Source organism: Pseudomonas sp. GM50 (genome assembly GCF_000282375.1).
Lineage (GTDB): Bacteria > Pseudomonadota > Gammaproteobacteria > Pseudomonadales > Pseudomonadaceae > Aquipseudomonas.
This window is the reverse complement of the sequence record NZ_AKJK01000040.1, coordinates 165741-185487: the sequence shown is the minus strand read 5'-3', so window position 1 is coordinate 185487 and position 19747 is coordinate 165741. Positions and strand designations below refer to the sequence as shown.

The 19747-nt window shown below is 59.9% G+C and carries 15 protein-coding genes and 4 tRNA genes; 2 read left to right on the top strand and 17 right to left on the bottom strand.

Annotated elements, in window-relative coordinates:
• Positions 1 to 157: 157 nt before the first annotated feature.
• The 6 genes from PMI30_RS23140 to leuC all read right to left on the bottom strand — a co-directional run bounded on the left by PMI30_RS23140 (position 158) and on the right by leuC (position 6661).
• Complete coding sequence (locus tag PMI30_RS23140; protein WP_008007207.1) at positions 158 to 1168, bottom strand: aspartate-semialdehyde dehydrogenase; 1011 nt, start codon at positions 1166 to 1168, stop codon at positions 158 to 160.
• A gap of 258 nt (positions 1169 to 1426) precedes the next feature.
• Positions 1427 to 2539: an aspartate-semialdehyde dehydrogenase gene (gene asd, locus PMI30_RS23145; protein ID WP_008007205.1), complete on the bottom strand. Its 1113-nt coding sequence runs from the start codon at positions 2537 to 2539 to the stop codon at positions 1427 to 1429.
• Positions 2540 to 2606: 67 nt separating this feature from the next.
• Positions 2607 to 3689, bottom strand: coding sequence for a 3-isopropylmalate dehydrogenase (gene leuB / locus PMI30_RS23150; protein ID WP_008007203.1), 1083 nt, complete (start codon positions 3687 to 3689; stop codon positions 2607 to 2609).
• A gap of 59 nt (positions 3690 to 3748) precedes the next feature.
• Complete coding sequence (locus PMI30_RS23155) at positions 3749 to 4516, bottom strand: class I SAM-dependent methyltransferase (RefSeq protein ID WP_008007201.1); 768 nt, start codon at positions 4514 to 4516, stop codon at positions 3749 to 3751.
• A 70-nt stretch (positions 4517 to 4586) separates the two neighbouring features.
• Positions 4587 to 5231 carry a 3-isopropylmalate dehydratase small subunit gene (gene leuD, locus PMI30_RS23160; protein WP_007905962.1) on the bottom strand — a complete coding sequence of 215 codons (645 nt, stop codon included), beginning with the start codon at positions 5229 to 5231 and terminating at the stop codon, positions 4587 to 4589.
• A gap of 11 nt (positions 5232 to 5242) precedes the next feature.
• Positions 5243 to 6661 carry a 3-isopropylmalate dehydratase large subunit gene (gene leuC / locus PMI30_RS23165; RefSeq protein ID WP_008007198.1) on the bottom strand — a complete coding sequence of 473 codons (1419 nt, stop codon included), beginning with the start codon at positions 6659 to 6661 and terminating at the stop codon, positions 5243 to 5245.
• Positions 6662 to 6819: 158 nt separating this feature from the next.
• Here leuC and PMI30_RS23170 point away from each other — a divergent pair, with 158 nt between their 5' ends.
• Entirely contained in the window at positions 6820 to 7710 is an 891-nt protein-coding gene (locus PMI30_RS23170) for a LysR family transcriptional regulator (protein WP_008007197.1), read from the top strand.
• Positions 7711 to 7794: 84 nt separating this feature from the next.
• Positions 7795 to 11073 (top strand): PAS domain S-box protein, encoded by a 3279-nt coding sequence (locus tag PMI30_RS23175; protein WP_008007196.1) that lies wholly within the window; start codon positions 7795 to 7797, stop codon positions 11071 to 11073.
• A 58-nt stretch (positions 11074 to 11131) separates the two neighbouring features.
• Here the strand turns inward: PMI30_RS23175 and PMI30_RS23180 are convergent, their stop codons facing one another.
• The 11 genes from PMI30_RS23180 to uvrB form a co-directional block, all read right to left on the bottom strand.
• Positions 11132 to 11578: an Hsp20 family protein gene (locus PMI30_RS23180; protein ID WP_008007195.1), complete on the bottom strand. Its 447-nt coding sequence runs from the start codon at positions 11576 to 11578 to the stop codon at positions 11132 to 11134.
• A 120-nt stretch (positions 11579 to 11698) separates the two neighbouring features.
• Positions 11699 to 12658: a tRNA dihydrouridine synthase gene (locus PMI30_RS23185; RefSeq protein ID WP_008007194.1), complete on the bottom strand. Its 960-nt coding sequence runs from the start codon at positions 12656 to 12658 to the stop codon at positions 11699 to 11701.
• A 164-nt stretch (positions 12659 to 12822) separates the two neighbouring features.
• Positions 12823 to 13278: an acyl-CoA thioesterase gene (locus PMI30_RS23190; RefSeq protein WP_008007193.1), complete on the bottom strand. Its 456-nt coding sequence runs from the start codon at positions 13276 to 13278 to the stop codon at positions 12823 to 12825.
• 48 nt (positions 13279 to 13326) lie between these two features.
• A complete protein-coding gene (locus PMI30_RS23195; RefSeq protein ID WP_008007192.1) occupies positions 13327 to 14160 on the bottom strand; it encodes an alpha/beta fold hydrolase in 834 nt (277 codons plus the stop codon).
• Positions 14161 to 14190: 30 nt separating this feature from the next.
• The gene (locus tag PMI30_RS23200; RefSeq protein ID WP_008007191.1) at positions 14191 to 14730 is read right to left on the bottom strand and encodes a TetR/AcrR family transcriptional regulator; all 540 of its coding nucleotides are present in this window, start codon (positions 14728 to 14730) and stop codon (positions 14191 to 14193) included.
• A gap of 182 nt (positions 14731 to 14912) precedes the next feature.
• A tRNA-Glu gene (locus tag PMI30_RS23205) sits at positions 14913 to 14988 on the bottom strand.
• A gap of 80 nt (positions 14989 to 15068) precedes the next feature.
• Positions 15069 to 15144 (bottom strand) — tRNA-Ala (locus tag PMI30_RS23210).
• A gap of 53 nt (positions 15145 to 15197) precedes the next feature.
• Positions 15198 to 15273 (bottom strand) — tRNA-Glu (locus PMI30_RS23215).
• A gap of 79 nt (positions 15274 to 15352) precedes the next feature.
• Positions 15353 to 15428: transfer RNA gene (locus PMI30_RS23220), tRNA-Ala, on the bottom strand.
• Positions 15429 to 15618: 190 nt separating this feature from the next.
• Positions 15619 to 17100 carry a glutamate--tRNA ligase gene (gltX, locus tag PMI30_RS23225; RefSeq protein WP_008007190.1) on the bottom strand — a complete coding sequence of 494 codons (1482 nt, stop codon included), beginning with the start codon at positions 17098 to 17100 and terminating at the stop codon, positions 15619 to 15621.
• A gap of 322 nt (positions 17101 to 17422) precedes the next feature.
• The gene (uvrB, locus tag PMI30_RS23230) at positions 17423 to 19438 is read right to left on the bottom strand and encodes an excinuclease ABC subunit UvrB (protein WP_008007189.1); all 2016 of its coding nucleotides are present in this window, start codon (positions 19436 to 19438) and stop codon (positions 17423 to 17425) included.
• Positions 19439 to 19747 lie beyond the last annotated feature (309 nt).

The following is a 19747-nucleotide window of genomic DNA, read 5'->3' as shown; positions in this document are numbered from 1 at the left end:
GCCGCTGCCGTAAGGCATTGCGCGCGGCGGCGAAGGTCGTCGCGCGCGATCATTTCATTCATGCAATGGGAAGCCCTGCGGGGTGGCTCACCTTAAGCATTCCAGCCAAGCATGACGCTCGACGGGAATCATTCGATAAATTGTTGCCAAGTATCTTTTACAGCAGGTCTTTTATCAACAATTCAGCCACCTGCACAGCATTGAGCGCGGCGCCTTTGCGTACGTTATCTGACGTCAGCCACACATTTAGTTCCGCCGGGTCGTCGATCCCGCTACGAACCCGACCAACGTAAACCACGTCCTGCCCTACCGCATCGCCTACCGGGGTCGGGTAATCGCCCGCCTCGACCAGTTCGATACCGGGCGCCGCCTCCAGAGCCGCGTTGACTTTCGCCAGGTCGACAGCGCTCGACGACTGCAAGGTCACGCTAAAGCTATCGCCAAAAAACACCGGAGCTTGAATGCAAGTGACGGAAATCTTTAATGAAGGTAGCGCCATGACCTGACGCAGCTCGCGCACCAGGCGTTTTTCCAGCAGCGTATGACCTTGAGCATCAGGTGTACCGACTTGCGCCAGCAGGTTGAACGCCATCTGCCGATCGAAAAACGCTGGCTCCAGCGGGCGCACATTGAGCAGCTCGGCGGTTTGCCGGGCCAGCTCGCTGACCGCTTCGCGGCCTTGGGCAGAAACCGCCAGACACGCCGTCAAGCTGATGCGTTGCAGGTCGAGCAAACCGAGCAACGGCGCCAGCACCACCGCCAGCGTCGCAGCCGAAGGGCTTGGGCTGCTGACCTGGAAGGGCTTTTTCAGGCTGGCCAGAATTTCAGCGTTAGCCTCAGGCACCACTTGCGGCGCCTGATCGGCCGGCAAGGCGCCGGACAGGTCGATCAGCGAGCAACCGGCGGCCGTGGCACGCGGAGCGAAACTGAGGGTCACCGCCGGACCGGCGGCAAAGAACACCAACTGGACTTTGCTGAAATCGAACTCATCGACTTCCCGCACCCGCACGTTCTTGCCGCGAAACGGCACCGAATGACCGGCCGACTCACTGCTCGCCAGCAGGTGCAGGTTACCGACCGGAAAGTCCCGCTCTTCGAGAATCTGGACGAGTGTTTCGCCGACAGTACCGGTGGCGCCGATCACGGCAATATCAAAGGACTGGCTCATGGTTCTACCTCTGGCGAAACGGGGGGAGCGGCACTTTACCGGGTGGTTGGCAGTGAGGCAATTCGACAGGGGATTTGTGATGGGTGTACCGGCCTCTTCGCGGGCAAGCCTCGCTCCTACAAGGTGAGTGTCGAACCCATCATCGACTCGGTCCTGTAGGAGCGAGGCTTGCCCGCGAAGAGGCCCTGACAGACGGCACAACTCCAAAAAAAAACCCGCACCTCTTTCAAGGCGCGGGCTCTTCATTACTTCAACAGATCAACGTTCAAGCAGAATCCGCAGCATGCGACGCAGCGGTTCGGCCGCGCCCCACAGCAGTTGGTCGCCAACGGTGAAGGCACCAACGAACTGCGAACCCATGTTCAGCTTGCGCAGACGGCCAACCGGCACGTTCAGGGTACCGGTAACCTTTGTAGGGCTCAGCTCCTGCATGCTGATCTCGCGGTTGTTCGGCACCAGTTTGACCCAAGGGTTGTGCTGGCTGATCAGCCCTTCGATGTCGGCGATCGGCACGTCTTTGTTCAGCTTGATGGTCAGCGCCTGGCTGTGGCAACGCATGGCGCCGACGCGCACGCAGATGCCGTCCACCGGGATCGGGCTCTTGAAGCGACCGAGGATCTTGTTGGTCTCGGCCTGGGCCTTCCACTCTTCGCGGCTCTGACCGTTCGGCAGTTCCTTGTCGATCCACGGGATCAGGCTGCCAGCCAGCGGTACGCCGAAGTTTTCGGTCGGGTACGCGTCGCTGCGCATGGCTTCGGCAACACGGCGGTCGATGTCGAGGATGGCGCTGGCCGGGTCGGCCAGTTGATCGGCGACAGCGGTGTGGGTCACACCCATTTGCTTGATCAGTTCACGCATGTGCTGCGCACCGCCACCGGAGGCCGCCTGATAGGTCATGGCGCTCATCCACTCGACCAGACCGGCTTCAAACAGGCCACCCAGGCCCATCAGCATCAGGCTGACGGTGCAGTTGCCGCCAATGTAGTTCTTGGTGCCCGCGTCGAGCTGCTGGTCGATGACCTTGCGGTTCACCGGGTCCAGCACGATCACCGCGTCATCCTGCATGCGCAGGCTGGAAGCGGCGTCGATCCAGTAACCCTGCCAGCCGGCTTCGCGCAGCTTCGGGAAGACTTCGCTGGTGTAGTCGCCACCCTGGCAGGTCAGAATCACGTCGAGGGTTTTCAGCTCTTCAATGCTGTAAGCGTCCTTGAGCGGAGCAATGTCCTTGCCCACGGACGGGCCTTGGCCACCGACATTGGAAGTGGTGAAAAACACCGGCTCAATAAGATCGAAATCCTGCTCTTCCAGCATCCGCTGCATGAGCACGGAACCGACCATACCGCGCCAACCGATCAGACCTACACGTTTCATCGCAACTACACCTTCTTAAAAGTGGGCCGCTGCTTTCATGGTTGAAAGTTGCAGCGGGCCAAAGAGATTACAGATTCCGCAGCGCGGCGACTACTGCATCGCCCATTTCCTGCGTACCGACCTTGGTGCAACCGGCCGACCAGATGTCGCCCGTGCGCAGGCCCTGATCCAATACCAGGCTCACGGCCTTCTCGATAGCATCGGCCGCATCCTGCAGATTGAAGCTGTAACGCAGCATCATCGACACCGACAAAATGGTCGCCAACGGGTTGGCAATGCCCTTGCCAGCGATGTCCGGCGCCGAACCGTGGCACGGCTCGTACATGCCTTTGTTGTTGGCATCCAGCGACGCCGACGGCAGCATGCCGATGGAGCCGGTGAGCATCGACGCTTCGTCGGAAAGAATGTCGCCGAACAGGTTGTCGGTGACGATCACGTCGAACTGCTTCGGTGCTCGCACCAGTTGCATGGCGGCGTTATCGACGTACATGTGGCTCAGTTCGACGTCCGGGTAGTCCTTGGCCACTTGTTCGACGACTTCACGCCACAGTTGGCTGGACGCCAGCACGTTGGCCTTGTCCACCGAGCACAGCTTCTTGCCGCGTACGCGGGCCATGTCGAAACCGACACGGGCGATACGGCGGATTTCAGTTTCGCTGTACGGCAGAGTGTCGTAAGCCTGACGCTCGCCGTTTTCCAGCTCGCGCACGCCACGTGGCGCGCCGAAGTAGATGCCGCCGGTCAACTCACGGACGATCAGGATGTCCAGGCCCGCCACGATTTCCGCCTTCAGGCTGGAAGCCTCGGCCAATTGCGGATACAGGATTGCCGGACGCAGGTTGCCGAACAGGCCCAGTTGCGCACGGATTTTCAGCAGGCCGCGCTCAGGGCGGATGTCACGTTCGATGGTGTCCCATTTCGGACCGCCCACGGCGCCCAGCAATACCGCATCGGCGGCACGGGCACGGGCTAGGGTTTCGTCGGCCAGCGGCACGCCGTGCTTGTCGATGGCAGCGCCACCGATCACGTCATGGCTCAGTTCGAAGCCCAGGCTGTACTTGTCGTTCGCCAGCTCCAGCACCTTGACCGCTTCGGCCATGATTTCCGGGCCAATACCGTCACCCGGGAGAATCAGAATCTGCTTGCTCATGCTTTCCTCATGTCATCAGTCGGTACGCCCGCGGGCGCACCCGGAAAAAGTCTTGGCGCTTATCGTTCAGCCATCAGCACGAGTACATCTGTACTGAACGAACCATCGGCCTCAATCTCAAAATATTCGCGAACTTCACTGCCCATCGATTGCTGCAACTCGCGGATTGCCGCGCGCATCACTTGTGGCGTACGCATGCGCTCGACCCAGGACGTATATTCAAGGCGCAGCCGTTGGCGCGTGGTGCTGCGGGTATGCAACCCCGCTTCGCTGACCTGACGCAGCCACTCGCCAGCAGAATAATCGCGCACGTGGCTGGTGTCGCGCAGCACTTCGACGCTTTGCAGGTAAGTGTCGAACAACGGGCTGCCTGGTGACAACACATCGATGAACGCCGCCACGCCGCCCGGCTTCAGCACCCGACGAACTTCGCGCAGGGCCAGCCCGAGGTCGCTCCAATGGTGCGCCGAATAGCGGCTGAAAACGAAATCGAACTCGCCATCGGCGAACGGCAGGCGCTCGGCGGCACCGAGCACGGTGGACACATTGCTCAAGCCGCGATCGACGGCAGCCGCGGCCACCACGTCGAGCATCTGCTGGGACAAGTCATAAGCCACCACTTCCTTGACCAGCGAAGCCACATGAAAACTCACATGACCGGCGCCGCAACCGAGGTCGAGCACGCGAGCATCACCCTGCCCCGCCAGTTCAGCCTGTAGCAGCGCGAACTCAGTGCCTTGAGCGTGTACGGCGCTGCTCAGGTAGGCCGAGGCCTGTTCACCGAATTGCTTTTGTACGACCTGACTGTGCTGGGCGGTGCTGGTCATCGGGACTTCCTTTTGGGAATGAGTCTGTGGTGTCTGTACGGGCCTCTTCGCGGGCAAGCCTTACGCAAAATCACGCGTCGCGAAACAACCACGGCTGGCTCGCGCGGTGTTTGGCTTCAAACGTGGCAATCGCCTCGTGGTCCTGCAAGGTCAGGCCGATGTCGTCCAGGCCATTGAGCAGGCAGTGCTTGCGGAACGCGTCAATCTCAAAGCTCAACACCTTGCCATCCGGACGGGTCACGGTCTGAGCCTGCAGATCAACCTGCAACTGATAGCCCGGAGTCGCCTCAACCTGCTGGAACAGTTCATCAACCTCAGCGTCGCTCAGGATGATCGGCAGCAAGCCGTTCTTGAAGCTGTTGTTGAAGAAGATGTCGGCATAGCTCGGCGCGATGATGCTGCGGAAACCGTACTCTTCCAGCGCCCACGGCGCGTGCTCGCGGCTGGAGCCGCAACCGAAGTTTTCGCGGGCCAGCAACACACTGGCGCCTTGATAACGCTCGGCATTGAGGACGAAGTCCTTGTTCAACGGGCGCTTGGAGTTGTCCTGATACGGCTGCCCGACATCCAGGTAACGCCACTCATCGAACAGGTTCGGGCCGAAACCGGTGCGCTTGATCGACTTCAAGAACTGCTTCGGGATGATCTGGTCGGTGTCGACGTTGGCACGATCCAAAGGCGCGACAAGACCAGTGTGCTGGGTAAAAGCTTTCATGCTGCGCTCCTTTAGATCAATTCACGGACGTCGACGAAACGACCGTTCACAGCGGCGGCGGCGGCCATGGCCGGGCTGACGAGGTGCGTACGGCCACCGGCGCCCTGACGGCCTTCGAAGTTACGGTTGGAGGTCGACGCGCAATGCTCGCCCGACTCCAAACGGTCCGGGTTCATCGCCAGGCACATCGAGCAACCCGGCTCGCGCCATTCAAAACCGGCTTCGAGGAAAATCTTGTCCAGGCCTTCGGATTCAGCCTGAGCCTTCACCAGCCCCGAGCCCGGCACCACGATGGCCTGCTTGATGGTCGAAGCCACTTTGCGGCCCTTGGCGATCACGGCAGCGGCGCGCAGGTCTTCGATCCGCGAGTTGGTGCAGGAGCCAATGAATACGCGGTCCAGCTGAATGTCGGTGATCGCCTGATTGGCGGTCAAACCCATGTATTTCAAGGCGCGTTCGATGGAGCCACGCTTGACCAGGTCCATTTCCTTCGCAGGATCGGGAACGTTCTGATCCACCGCCAATACCATCTCGGGCGAGGTGCCCCAGCTGACTTGCGGCTTGATCTGAGTGGCATCGAGCTCGACGATGGTGTCGAACTTGGCATCCGCGTCGGAAACCAGGTCTTTCCAGGCCTCGACAGCCAAATCCCATTCCGCGCCTTTCGGAGCAAATGGACGGCCCTTCACGTAAGCCACGGTTTTTTCGTCAGCCGCCACCAGGCCAACGCGAGCGCCGGCCTCGATGGACATGTTGCAGATAGTCATGCGGCCTTCGACCGACAGATCGCGAATCGCGCTACCGGCGAATTCGATGGCATGGCCGTTACCGCCGGCGGTGCCGATTTTGCCGATCACGGCGAGGACGATGTCCTTGGCGGTCACGCCGAACGGCAATTGACCTTCGACCGATACCAGCATGTTTTTCATCTTTTTCGCGACCAGGCACTGCGTGGCGAGCACGTGCTCGACCTCGGAAGTGCCGATACCGTGAGCCAAGGCACCGAACGCGCCGTGGGTCGAGGTATGGGAGTCGCCGCAAACCACGGTCATGCCCGGCAAGGTTGCGCCCTGCTCCGGGCCGATGACGTGGACGATGCCTTGGCGGACATCATTCATCTTGAATTCGACGATGCCGTATTCGTCGCAGTTATCGTCGAGGGTCTGAACCTGCAAACGCGAGACCTGGTCGACAATCGCTTCGATGCCGCCCTTGCGCTCCGGAGTAGTCGGAACGTTGTGGTCCGGGGTCGCGATATTGGCATCGATGCGCCAAGGCTTGCGCCCGGCCAGACGCAGGCCTTCGAAGGCTTGCGGCGAAGTCACTTCGTGGATGATGTGACGATCGATATAGATCAGCGCCGAGCCATCGTCGCGCTGCTTGACCAAATGCGAATCCCAGAGCTTGTCGTAGAGCGTTTTGCCGGCCATCAGACGGTTCCTCATCAGCTTGTTTCTATGCCCCGGATTTTGAAAGTTTCAATAACCCTTTGGCTTGTGAGGTCGATCCTAGGGGGTTACATTAAATAACTCAAATTCATATTTTTCATGCTTTGCATAACCAACTGGAATGCCACCGAGACATCATCATGGACCTCGCCAACCTCAATGCTTTTATCGCGATTGCCGAGACCGGAAGCTTCTCCGGCGCTGGCGAACGGCTACACCTGACGCAACCCGCCATTAGCAAGCGCATCGCCGGGCTGGAGCAGCAATTGAAGGTGCGGCTGTTCGATCGTCTGGGCCGGGAAGTCAGCCTGACCGAAGCCGGTCGCGCCCTGCTGCCACGGGCCTATCAGATTCTCAATGTGCTGGATGACACCCGCCGCGCCCTGACCAACCTGACCGGCGAAGTCACCGGTCGTCTGACATTGGCCACCAGTCATCACATTGGCCTGCACCGTTTACCACCCTTGTTAAGGGAGTTCACTCGACGTTACCCACAAGTGGCGCTGGATATTCAGTTCCTCGATTCGGAAGTGGCTTACGAAGAAATCCTCCATGGCCGCGCCGAGCTGGCGGTAATCACTCTTGCACCGGAGCCCCACGCACTGGTCAAGGCCACGCCCGTGTGGGACGACCCGCTGGATTTCGTGGTCGCCCCGGAGCATTCGCTGATCGCTAACGGCCCGGTCAGCCTGGCGGATATTGCCCTGCACCCCGCGGTTTTCCCCGGTGGCAACACCTTTACCCACCACATCGTGCAGCGCCTGTTCGAGGCCCAGGGCCTGACGCCGAACATCGCCATGAGCACGAATTATCTGGAAACCATAAAAATGATGGTCTCGATCGGCCTCGCCTGGAGCGTTTTGCCGCGCACCATGCTGGACGATCAAGTGGCGCGCATACCTTTGCCGGGCATACAGCTCACTCGCCAGCTAGGCTATATCCTGCACACCGAACGGACGCTGTCGAACGCGGCACGGGCCTTTATGGCCTTGCTGGATGCACAAATCGATCAGCCAGGGACTCGCGGCTAAGCTGTGCTACTTCTTTTTGTGCTACGCCTATAGAGCCCCAAAACCCTGTGCCTAACGCCCAATTCAGCCCAAGGCCTGTTATCCATGCCCAAATCTGTTGAACGTATGCCGCCGATGCCGCGAATTCAGGCACTTGACCCCAAACGGTCCGAGCAGAGCTGGGAAAGCGCCCCGCAGTTGCTGGCGGCCCTTAACGGCGCTCGGCTAGGCGCCTGGTATTGGGACATCGAGCGGGGGCAAATCAGTTGGTCCCGGGGGACTCAGGCGTTGTTCGGCTTCGATCCCCGGCAACCGTTGCCCGAGGACCTGGAATACCTCGACCTGCTGCCCCAGGAGGATCGGGCGAAAGCCATCCGCGCCTTCAATGCAGTGATCGCCGGCGCCCCGCTGGAACAGGCCATGCATCATCGCATCCGCTGGCCCGATGGCAGTCTGCATTGGCTGGAGATCAACGGCAGCCTGCTGCCGGACAAAAACGGCCGGCCGCGCATGATCGGGGTCATTCGTGAAATCACCCATCAGCGCCAGCGCGAACAGGCGCTGAGCAGCTCGGAAAAACGCTTCGCCACGCTGTTTCACCTGTGCCCGAACATGGTCCTGCTGACCCGTCAGGAAGACGGCCTGATCAGCGAAGCCAACCAGTACTTCGAAAGCCTGTTCGGCTGGCCGGTGCAAGACGCCATCGGCCGAACTACGCTGGAACTGGGCCTTTGGGTCAATCCGGAACAACGGGTGCAACTGGTCAAGGCCACTAAAGCCAAAGGCGAGCTTATCAACATGGAGGTGCAGTTTCGCGCCAGCAATGGGCAGGTTCACGACGGCATCCTCAGCGCGCAAAAGGTCGAACTCGAAGGTCAGCCTTATCTGCTGAGCACGTTCCTCGACACCACCGAACGTAAAATTGCCGAGCACGCCCTCAAAGACAGCCAGGAACGCCTCGACCTGGCCCTGGACTCAGCGCAACTCGGCACCTGGGACTGGCACATTCCCAGCGGCATGCTTTACGGCTCGGCACGGGCCGCCCAGTTGCATGGGCTAGAGCCCAAACCCTTCCATGAATCCTTCGATGCTTTTTTCGAAGGCGTTCCCGACGAAGAACGCGGCACCATGCGCGATGCCTACCGCAGCTTGCGCGAAGGCCCGGCCGGCAATTACCAGCTGACTTATCGCGTGCAGCTAACGGATGGCAGCTCGCGCTACCTGGAAAGCCGCGCCAGACTCTACCGCGATGAACAGGGCAACCCGCTGCGCATGGCCGGCACGCTGCTGGACATCACTGATCAGGTAGAGCGCGAACAGCAACTGGTGGCGTCGGAAGAGAAATTCGCCACCTTGTTCCAGGTCAGCCCGGACCCGATCTGCGTTACGCGCCAGGACACCGGTCACTTCATCGAGATCAACTCCAGCTTCACTCAAACGTTCGGCTGGAGCACCGTCGACGTGATTGGCCGCAGCGCCGACGAAATCGGCCTGTGGGACGCTTCGGCGAAAAGCCTGCAAAGGATCGAGCGGGTCATCCGCGAACAGGGCCTGAACAATGTGGCGATCATCGTCCAGCACAAGGACGGACAGTCCCTGACCTGCGTGATATCGAGCCGGCAGATCAGCGTCGGCGACCAACCGTGCATCGTCACCACCCTGCGCGACATCACCCAGCAGCAACGCTCGGAAGCGGCGCTCAAGGCCAGCGAGGAGAAGTTCGCCAAGGCCTTCCACTCAAGCCCCGACGCCATCACCATTACCGAGCGCGACACCGGACGCTACCTGGAAGTTAACGATGGTTTCTGTCGCCTGACTGGCTACCGCGCCGATGAAGTGGTCGGCCGCACGGTGTATCAGGTGGGCATCTGGGCCGAAGAGAAACAACGCTCGGCGTTGCTGGCGGAACTACAGATCAAGGGCCGGGTTCACCATCAGGAAATGCTCGGGCGCAACAAACGCGGCGAGTTGTTGACCGTCGAAGTCTCGGTGGAGCCGATCACCCTCAACGAAACGGCGTGCCTGCTGCTGACCGCCCGGGACGTCAGCTTGCTGAAAAACGCTGAAGCGCAGATCCGTCACCTGGCCTACCACGACCCGCTGACCAACCTGCCTAACCGCGCCCTGTTGATGGATCGCCTGAGCCAGCAGATCGCCCTGCTCAAACGCCACAACCTTCGCGGCGCGCTGATGTTCCTCGACCTCGATCACTTCAAGCACATCAACGACTCCCTCGGTCACCCGGTGGGCGATACGGTGCTGAAGATCATCACCGCGCGCCTTGAAGCCAGCGTGCGCATGGAGGACACCGTCGCGCGCCTGGGCGGTGACGAATTCGTGGTGTTGCTCAGCGGTCTGGAAGGCTCGCGCAGCGACGTCAGCGTTCAGGTCCGGGAGTTGGCGGACACCTTGCGCGAACTGCTGTCCGAACCGATGTTCCTCGACGGACAGCGCCTGCAAGTGACCCCGAGCATCGGCATCGCGCTGATCCCCGACCACGGCTCGACTCCGACCGACCTGCTCAAACGCGCCGATATCGCCCTTTACCGCGCCAAGGACTCGGGCCGCAACACCACGCAGATGTATCACAACACCATGCAAAAGGCCGCCAGCGAACGCCTGCGCATGGAAACCGATCTGCGCCTGGCCCTTTCCCGGGGTGAGTTCAGCGTGCAGTACCAACCTCAGGTGGACGCCCGAAACAACCGCATTACCGGCGCCGAAGCCTTGGTGCGCTGGCACCATCCGCAGCTGGGCGCGCAATCGCCCACCGAGTTCATCAAGGTGCTGGAAGACAGCGGGCTGATTCTGGAAGTCGGCACGTGGATCCTCGATGAAGCCTGCGCGGCCTTCAAACATCTGATCGCCAAAGGCCTGATCGACCCGCTCGATTTCAGCCTGTGCGTGAATATCAGCCCACGGCAATTTCGCCAGACCGATTTCGTCGAACGCATCGAACACAGCCTCGGCAGCTACGGCCTGCCCTGCTCGTTGCTGAAACTGGAAATCACCGAAGGCATCGTCATCCAGAACCTGGACGACACCATCAGCAAAATGCGGCGCCTGAAAAAACTCGGTGTGAGCTTTGCGATGGACGATTTTGGTACCGGTTATTCCTCGCTGACCTACCTCAAGCGCCTGCCGGTGGACACCCTGAAAATCGATCAATCGTTCATCCGCGACGCCACCACCGACCCCAACGATGCCGAAATCATTCGCGCCATCGTCGCCATGGCGCGCAGCCTGGAGCTGGAAGTCATCGCCGAAGGGGTGGAAACCCTGGAGCAGCTGGAGTTTTTGCAGGGGCTGGGCTGTCATTTGTATCAAGGGTATTTGCACAGTCGGCCGCTGCCGGTTGAGGAGTTTCAGAAACTCCTCAAATGAGTCGGACACAGGCACAAAAAAGGGCGCCAGTGGATGGCGCCCTTTTTTTTGCTCTGACTCAGCGTTGCAGAGCTGGCTTCTGCGTCCCGTTGATCGGGATGCGTTTGGCTTTCGCCTCTTCCGGAATCACGCGCAGCAGGTCGATGCTCAACAAACCGTTGCGCAGTTCGGCGGCCTTGATTTCAATATGGTCCGCCAGACGGAACGACAGTTTGAAGGCGCGCTGAGCGATGCCTTGGTACAGGTAAGTGACGCTTTCGTCCGCGTCACGTTTGCCGCCACTGATGGTCAGCACACCTTTCTCCACTTGCAGGTCCAGGTCTTCTTCCTGGAAACCGGCGGCCGCTACGACAATGCGGTATTGATCATCACCGTATTTTTCAACGTTGTAGGGTGGATAGGTGCTGCCTGGCTCATTGCGCAGGGCGGTTTCGAACAGATCGTTGAAACGGTCGAAACCTACCGAGGAACGGAACAGTGGGGCCAGGGAAAATGCAGTACTCATGATTCAAATCTCCTGAACATAATCAGCAAGTTTTTTTGTCTCCGCGACCCGAATTCGGCATCGCGTAATCCTTAGATAAGGACCGCTGATTGCTTTTCAAGAGATTATTTCAAGATTTTTTCAGGCCGCTTCAGACACCTGCAGACCCAATAAACGCGAGACATTATCCAGTTCGGTCTCACGACGCAGGACGGTGAACAGCTCTACCGCTTCGGGATAATTACGGGTCAGCATCGCCAGCCACTGCTTCAAGCGACCCGGCGATTGGCGTGGCGTCATCTGCGCCTTGGCTTGCAGCCAGAAGTCCTGAATCAGCGGCAGCAGCTCGGCCCAGGTCATCTCGACGACCTCTTCACCGGCACGGGCGGCGGCGATCTGCCTGGCCAGATCCGGGCGCGATACCAGACCACGACCGAGCATGATGTCTTCGACGCCGCTGATCTCGCGGCAACGACGCCAGTCCTCAACGCTCCAGATGTCGCCGTTGGCAAACACCGGCACCTTGACCACGTCCTGCACCCGAGGGATCCACTCCCAGTGAGCTGGCGGCTTGTAGCCATCGGTCTTGGTCCGTGCGTGAACCACGATATGCGCCGCGCCGCCTTCGGCCAGGGCCGTGGCGCAAACCAGCGCACCGTCCGGGCTGTCAAAACCGAGGCGCATCTTGGCAGTCACTGGAATGTGCGCTGGCACCGCACGACGGACATGTTCGACGATTTGGTTAAGCAGCTCAGGCTCTTTGAGCAGCACCGCGCCGCCACGGGATTTGTTGACGGTCTTGGCCGGGCAGCCGAAGTTCAGGTCGATGACCTCGGAACCCAGCTCGCAGGCCAGTGCAGCGTTTTCCGCCAGGCACACCGGATCGGAGCCGAGCAGTTGCACTCGCAGCGGCACGCCGGAGGCGGTTCGGGCGTCGGTCAGCAGTTCCGGGCCGAACTTGTGATAATAGGCAGGCGTGAGCAGTTGATCGTTGATCCGAATGAATTCGGTCACGCACCAATCAATACCGCCCACACGGGTCAGCACGTCCCGCAGGATATTGTCGACCAACCCCTCCATGGGCGCCAAAGCAATTTGCATGAAAAACACACTCAACGAAAAACGTGCGGCAGTTTACTGGATTGCGCGGAAAATCTGCAGAACATCGCAGATCCCTTGTGGGAGCGAGCCTGCTCGCGATGAACGATGACGCTGTGTACTTGATAAACCGCGCCGCCTGAATCGCGAGCAGGCTCGCTCCCACATTAGATTTGGGTTGTATCCAGATTTTGTATTTGCAACGCCGGGCCATAGCCCTCGATAAACTCCGCCGGCATGCGCTTGGGCTTGCCGGTCGATAGTTCGATGCACACGAAAGTGGTTTGTGCCCGCAGTAACGTCGTGTTGTCGCTGAGGCGCTTCAATTGAAAGTGTCGGGTCATTTTCAGGCGCTGGTCCCAATCGACGATCCAGGTCGCCAACTGCAACTCATCGCCCTCATAGGCCGCCGCCAGATAGTCGATCTCGTGCCGTACCACCGCCATCGCCCGATCCAGCCGCCGGTACTCGACCAGATCCAGCCCAAGCCGTTGCGAGTGGCGCCAGGCGCAGCGCTCGAGCCAGGTCACGTACACCGCGTTGTTCGCGTGGCCCAGCCCGTCGATGTCCTCGGCGGCCACTTCCAGATCAATGATAAACGGCGTTGCCCGATCCCAGCCCATGCCCCACTCCCGGTCAGATTATTTCGACAGGGGCAGTGTAACGGAAGCTCAGGCCGATTGGCGCGATTGCAGGCTGCGACCGGCCAGCAGCGAGAGAACGCCTTCGATCACCCGCGGATCCGCCAGCACCCGCTGATGCCCACCCTCTTCCAGGCGTAACAGACGGCTGTCGAACCAGGCTTCGTGGATCAACTGGGATTCCTTGACCGGGACAAAGTTGTCGTCCACGGCATGGACGATCAGCCCCGGCATGTCGAGCTGATAGCGCGCAACATCCAGCGCAGCGGCGCGCATACCGACGTCTTTCTCGACCTGGCGAATAAACGCCGAACGCGCTTTGGGCGGCAGGCGCACATAGCGTGCGAACCCACGCAGTACCCCGAGAATTCGCGCCGGGGCGGCGATCGAGACCAAGGTTTCGGTGCGCAAGCCCAACTGAACTGCGAGCATGGCACTGGCGCCGCCCATGGAGTGACCGATCACCGCTTGCAGCGGCGGCAATTCAGCGGCCGCTTCGAGCATGGCCCGAGCGAACAGCACCACATTAGCCTCACGACCTGGCGAACGACCGTGTGCCGGGCCGTCCAGGGCAACCACGGTGTAACCGGCATCGACCAGCGCCGTGATCAGCGCAGCAAACTGCGTTGGCCGGCCTTCCCAGCCGTGCATCAACAACACTGCCGGCCCCTGGCCCCAGCGCAGCGCCGAGAGGCCGAAGCGCAAAGTGATTCGTTCGGATTTCGCCAGTAGCGGCAACTCCCAATCACGCGGCAGCAATTGCCGCGGGGTCATGAATGCCAGACGCATCTTGCTCGCCACCAGCTTCGGCGCGAACCAGCCCAAGGTGCCATTAACGCCACGAACCCAGCTCAACGTGTTCATCGCCCATCTCCTCAGGCTGACGCCTTTAGGTCATAGCACCGCCGACTTGGCGGCGCGCAGCAATCGATCGGACAACTCTCCTGGCCCCAGCGCCCGTGCCAGAGCCAAACCACCGACCATCAAGGCCATGTCGGCCAAGGCTTTGTCAGCCTCTTCCGGGCTGGCCGCCAACTGCGCGACCATCAACTCGACATGTTCATTCAACGCCACACGAAACTCGTCCGGCAGACGGCCCAGCTCGCCGACCGACGCCGGAATCGGACATGCCTGCTCGGTGGAATCACGGTGTTTGCGCGACAGGTAGAACGCCGCGACCAACGCGCGACGCTCTTCGCCGGTCAACTGGGCATCCATGTCAGCAATCAAGCCACGACGATGGCTGAGCAGCAGCTTGAACGCCTCCAGCATCAATGCGTCCTTGCTTTCGAAGTGCGCGTAGAAGCCGCCGACCGTTAGGCCTGCCGCGCCCATCACTTCACCCACGCTCGGCTCGGCCGGGCCGCGCTGGATCAGCGCGGCACTGGCAGCCTTGAGGATGCGTTTGCGGGTTTGAGCTTTTTTATCGTTCATCGTTGCCTCCGAATATTACGACTAGAATATTATTCTCATAATAATTTTCCGCAAGTCGTGAATGTGACCGCTGGTCTGAAGAACAGTTTTGAGGAAAAAGGAGAGTTGGCCAAACGCCAGACAAACAAAAGGGCCATTCAATAATTGAATGACCCTTAAAAATCCCGCAGAGCGGGTAATCGTGGCGTCCCCTAGGGGACTCGAACCCCTGTTACCGCCGTGAAAGGGCGGTGTCCTAGGCCACTAGACGAAGGGGACACAAACCCTTCTATACAACTGATCAGTGCTGAGAGCTGATCGATTCAAGGCCGGTGTGGCCAGACCTTGAACTGTAAAATTGGTGGAGCTAGACGGGATCGAACCGTCGACCTCTTGCATGCCATGCAAGCGCTCTCCCAGCTGAGCTATAGCCCCGGATTTTTCGCCTCGCGGCGGAGCGACATCTTGCAACATCGCTTCTGTAAAACTGGCGTCCCCTAGGGGACTCGAACCCCTGTTACCGCCGTGAAAGGGCGGTGTCCTAGGCCACTAGACGAAGGGGACGCAAACCCTTCTATACAACTGATCAACGCTGAGTGTTGATCGCTTCAAGGCCGGTGTGGCCAGACCTTGAAGTGTAAATTGGTGGAGCTAGACGGGATCGAACCGTCGACCTCTTGCATGCCATGCAAGCGCTCTCCCAGCTGAGCTATAGCCCCTCATCGCTGAGGACGGGGCGAATCTTAATGGCGCATCGGAAGGCTGTCAAACTTATTTTTAACAATTTCCAAAATTTTTTGCCCACATAACAATCACTTACCGCCCTCCCCCCGAAAAACGGGGGTGGCGCCGAAGAGCAAGATCAAAAGATCGCAGCCTTCGGCAGCTCCTACACAAGGTTAAACAGCCTTAAGCGATAGCGCCCAGGAGTTTTTCCCACTCCTTGTTTTCCTTCTTCGACACGCCGCCCAGCAGGTCGATAGCCTGGCGCAGACGGAAACGGGTCAGGTCCGGACCGAGGATTTCCATCGCGTCGAGCACCGACACCGAGCTGGCCTGCCCCGTGATCGCGGCGAACATCAGCGGCATGGCATCACGCAGCTTCAACTCCAGGGATTCGACCACCGCCTGAATCGTTGCGGTGATGCTGTCCTTCTCCCACTGACGCAGGCTTTCCAGCTTCCACAGGATCAACTGCATCAACTGACGAACCTGATCGCCCGAGAGTTTCTTGGATTCGAACAGCTTGGCGTCCGGGTTCACGCCACCGGCGAAGAAGAAGCCGGCCAGCGGTGCGACCTGGCTAAAGGTTTCAACCCGACCCTGCACGTGCGGCGCGATCTTCATCATGTATTCAGGGTTCAGTGCCCACTTTTGCAGACGAGCGGCGAACTCTTCCACCGGCAGGTCACGCAACCATTGGCCGTTGAGCCACGACAGCTTCTCGATGTCGAAAATCGGCCCGCCGAGGGAGACGCGGCTCAGGTCGAAGTTATCGACCATTTCCTGCAGGGAGAACTTCTCGCGCTCGTCCGGCATCGACCAGCCCATGCGGCCCAGGTAGTTGAGCATTGCTTCCGGCATGAAGCCCATGCGCTCGTAGAAGGTCACCGAGGTCGGGTTCTTGCGCTTGGACAGCTTGCTCTTGTCCGGGTTACGCAGCAGCGGCATGTAGCACAGCTGCGGTTGTTCCCAGCCGAAGTATTCGTACAAGAGGATCAGTTTCGGCGCCGATGGCAGCCATTCTTCACCGCGCAGAACATGGGTGATACCCATCAGGTGGTCATCGACCACGTTGGCCAGGAAGTACGTCGGCAGGCCGTCGGTCTTCATCAGCACTTGCATGTCCATGCGATCCCACGGGATCTCGACGTCGCCACGCAGCATGTCAGGCACCACGCACACGCCTTCGGTCGGCACTTTCATGCGGATGACGTGTGGCTCGCCGGCAGCCAGGCGGCGCGCGACTTCTTCCTCGGACAGCAACAGCGCACGGCCGTCGTAACGCGGGGTTTCGCCGCGGGCCATTTGCTCGGCGCGCATCTGGTCCAGTTCTTCGGCGGTGCAGAAGCACGGGAAGGCATGACCCAAGTCGACCAATTGCTGGCAATACTTCTGATAGATATCGCCGCGCTCGCTTTGACGGTAAGGACCGTGCGGGCCGCCGACATCCGGGCCTTCGCTCCAGTCGATACCCAACCAGCGCAGGGCGTCGAAAATCTGCTGTTCGGACTCGCGGGTCGAACGCAGTTGGTCGGTGTCTTCGATCCGCAGGATGAACTCACCGCCATGCTGCTTGGCAAAGCAGTAGTTGAACAAAGCGATGTAAGCGGTACCTACGTGGGGGTCCCCGGTAGGCGATGGCGCGATGCGAGTGCGGACGGTGGTCATGGCATGTCTCGAAAAGAATAAAAGCGAAGATCAAACAAGAGGCGAATGGTAACAGGCGATAGCCGCCCGGCTCCAGTCAGCAGGGCATATAAGCAATATTGCATTGGGGGATCAGCTTAGTGGCTGTGTTACCTACCAGGGGTTGCAGGCAGGGCTGAAGGCCAGGGAAGCGCGCAATTGATATTTGTAGTGTTCCGACGGGCCTCATCGCGGGCAAGCCCGCTCCCACAGGGTCTGTAGGTGGCCACATATTGTGTGAATACCCTCAATCCTTGTGGGAGCGGGCTTGCCCGCGATGAGGCCCGCCCATTCACTGCACATCTCAAACCGCGATCAACCGCTCCCGCAACTTGCCGATTTCGTCGCGCAGCTGCGCCGCGGCTTCGAATTCCAGGTCGCGGGCGAGCTGGTACATCTTCTCTTCCAGCTGACGAATGCGTTTGCTGATCTCGCTCGGCGAGCGCAGTTCGGCCTCGTACTTGGCACTTTCCTCGGCAGCCTTGGCCATGCCTTTGCGCTTCTTGCTGCGCGAACCCGGCACGACCGCGCCTTCCATGATGTCGGCAACGTCCTTGAACACACCCTTCGGCGTGATGCCATTGGCCAGGTTGAAGGCGATCTGCTTGTCGCGACGACGCTCGGTTTCGCCGATCGCCCGCTCCATGGAGCCGGTGATGCGATCCGCATACAAAATCGCCCGCCCATTGAGGTTACGCGCCGCCCGGCCGATGGTCTGAATCAGCGAGCGCTCAGAACGCAGGAAGCCTTCCTTGTCGGCATCGAGAATCGCCACCAGCGAAACTTCCGGCATGTCCAGGCCTTCACGCAGCAGGTTGATCCCCACCAGCACATCGAAGACGCCGAGACGCAAGTCACGGATAATTTCGACCCGCTCCACGGTGTCGATGTCCGAGTGCAGATAACGCACGCGCACGCCATGGTCGGCCAGGTAATCAGTCAAGTCTTCGGACATGCGCTTGGTCAGCGTGGTGACCAGCACCCGCTCTTCCAGGGCTACGCGTTTGGTGATTTCCGAGAGCAAATCGTCGACCTGAGTCAACGCCGGACGGATTTCGATTTGCGGGTCCACCAGGCCAGTCGGTCGCACCAATTGCTCGACCACGCGGCCAGCATGTTCCGCCTCGTAATTGCCCGGCGTGGCCGAGACAAAAATCGTCTGCGGGCTGATGCTTTCGAACTCGTCGAAACGCATCGGCCGGTTGTCCAGCGCCGACGGCAGACGGAAGCCGTATTCGACCAGCGTCTCTTTACGCGAACGGTCACCTTTATACATGGCGCCGACTTGCGGCACGCTGACGTGGGATTCGTCGATCACCAGCAAGGCGTCAGCCGGTAGGTAGTCGAACAAAGTGGGCGGCGCCTGGCCGGATTCACGGCCCGAGAGGTAGCGCGAATAGTTTTCGATGCCGTTGCAATAGCCCAGCTCGAGGATCATCTCCAGGTCGAAACGGGTGCGTTGCTCCAGTCGCTGGGCTTCCACCAGTTTGTTATTGGAACGCAGGTATTCCAGGCGCTCCTGCAATTCGACCTTGATCCCTTCGGTGGCCTCCAGCAGGGTTTCCCGCGGCGTCACGTAGTGGCTCTTCGGATAGAAGGTGAAACGTGGCAGTTTGCGGATGACCTCACCGGTCAGCGGGTCGAAGGCGGACAGGCTCTCCACTTCGTCATCGAACAGCTCGATGCGGATCGCTTCGAAATCGGATTCCGCCGGGTGGATATCGATCACATCGCCACGCACCCGAAAGGTCGCCCGGGCGAAGTCCATATCGTTGCGGGTGTATTGCAGGTCGGCCAGGCGACGCAGCAGCGCGCGCTGGTCGAGCTTGTCGCCGCGATCGACGTGCAACACCATCTTCAAATAGGTTTCCGGACTGCCCAGACCGTAGATGCACGACACCGTGGTGACAATGATCGCGTCCTTGCGCTCCAGCAGCGCTTTGGTGGCGGACAGGCGCATCTGCTCGATGTGGTCGTTGATCGAGGCATCCTTCTCGATGAAGGTGTCGGACGACGGCACATAGGCTTCGGGCTGGTAGTAGTCGTAATAGGACACGAAGTATTCAACGGCGTTGTTGGGGAAGAACGCCTTGAATTCACCATACAACTGCGCGGCCAGGGTCTTGTTGGGCGCCAGCACCAGCGTCGGGCGCTGTATCTGGGCGATCACGTTGGCGATGCTGAAGGTCTTGCCCGAGCCGGTCACACCGAGCAATGTCTGGTGCGCCAGCCCGGCCTCAATGCCCTCGACCATCAGGCGGATGGCTTCCGGCTGATCGCCGGCGGGCTCGAAGCGGGTGACTAGCTGGAATTCAGACATAACTACCTCTGGGTTCGCATCTGCACGGCTGACCGGGCACGAACGAAAAAGACCACAAACGACCGATGTCGCCCGAGGAAAAAACTGGATTGTGCTCAATGTGGAGCCGATTGCCATCGCTTTCAAGGCAAACGTCCTACATCGGGTAAAACCTTTGGCGACACCACTCGACCCACGATCGAAAAATAATTCGAAAAACTTACCGTAAAAGCCGAATCGCCTGTCGCCATCAATCGCTGATGGCCTCTATACTAGCTCCCCGTTTGTGCACCGCTCTAGTGCATTCGGCTGGAGCGCGACACGTCCCTC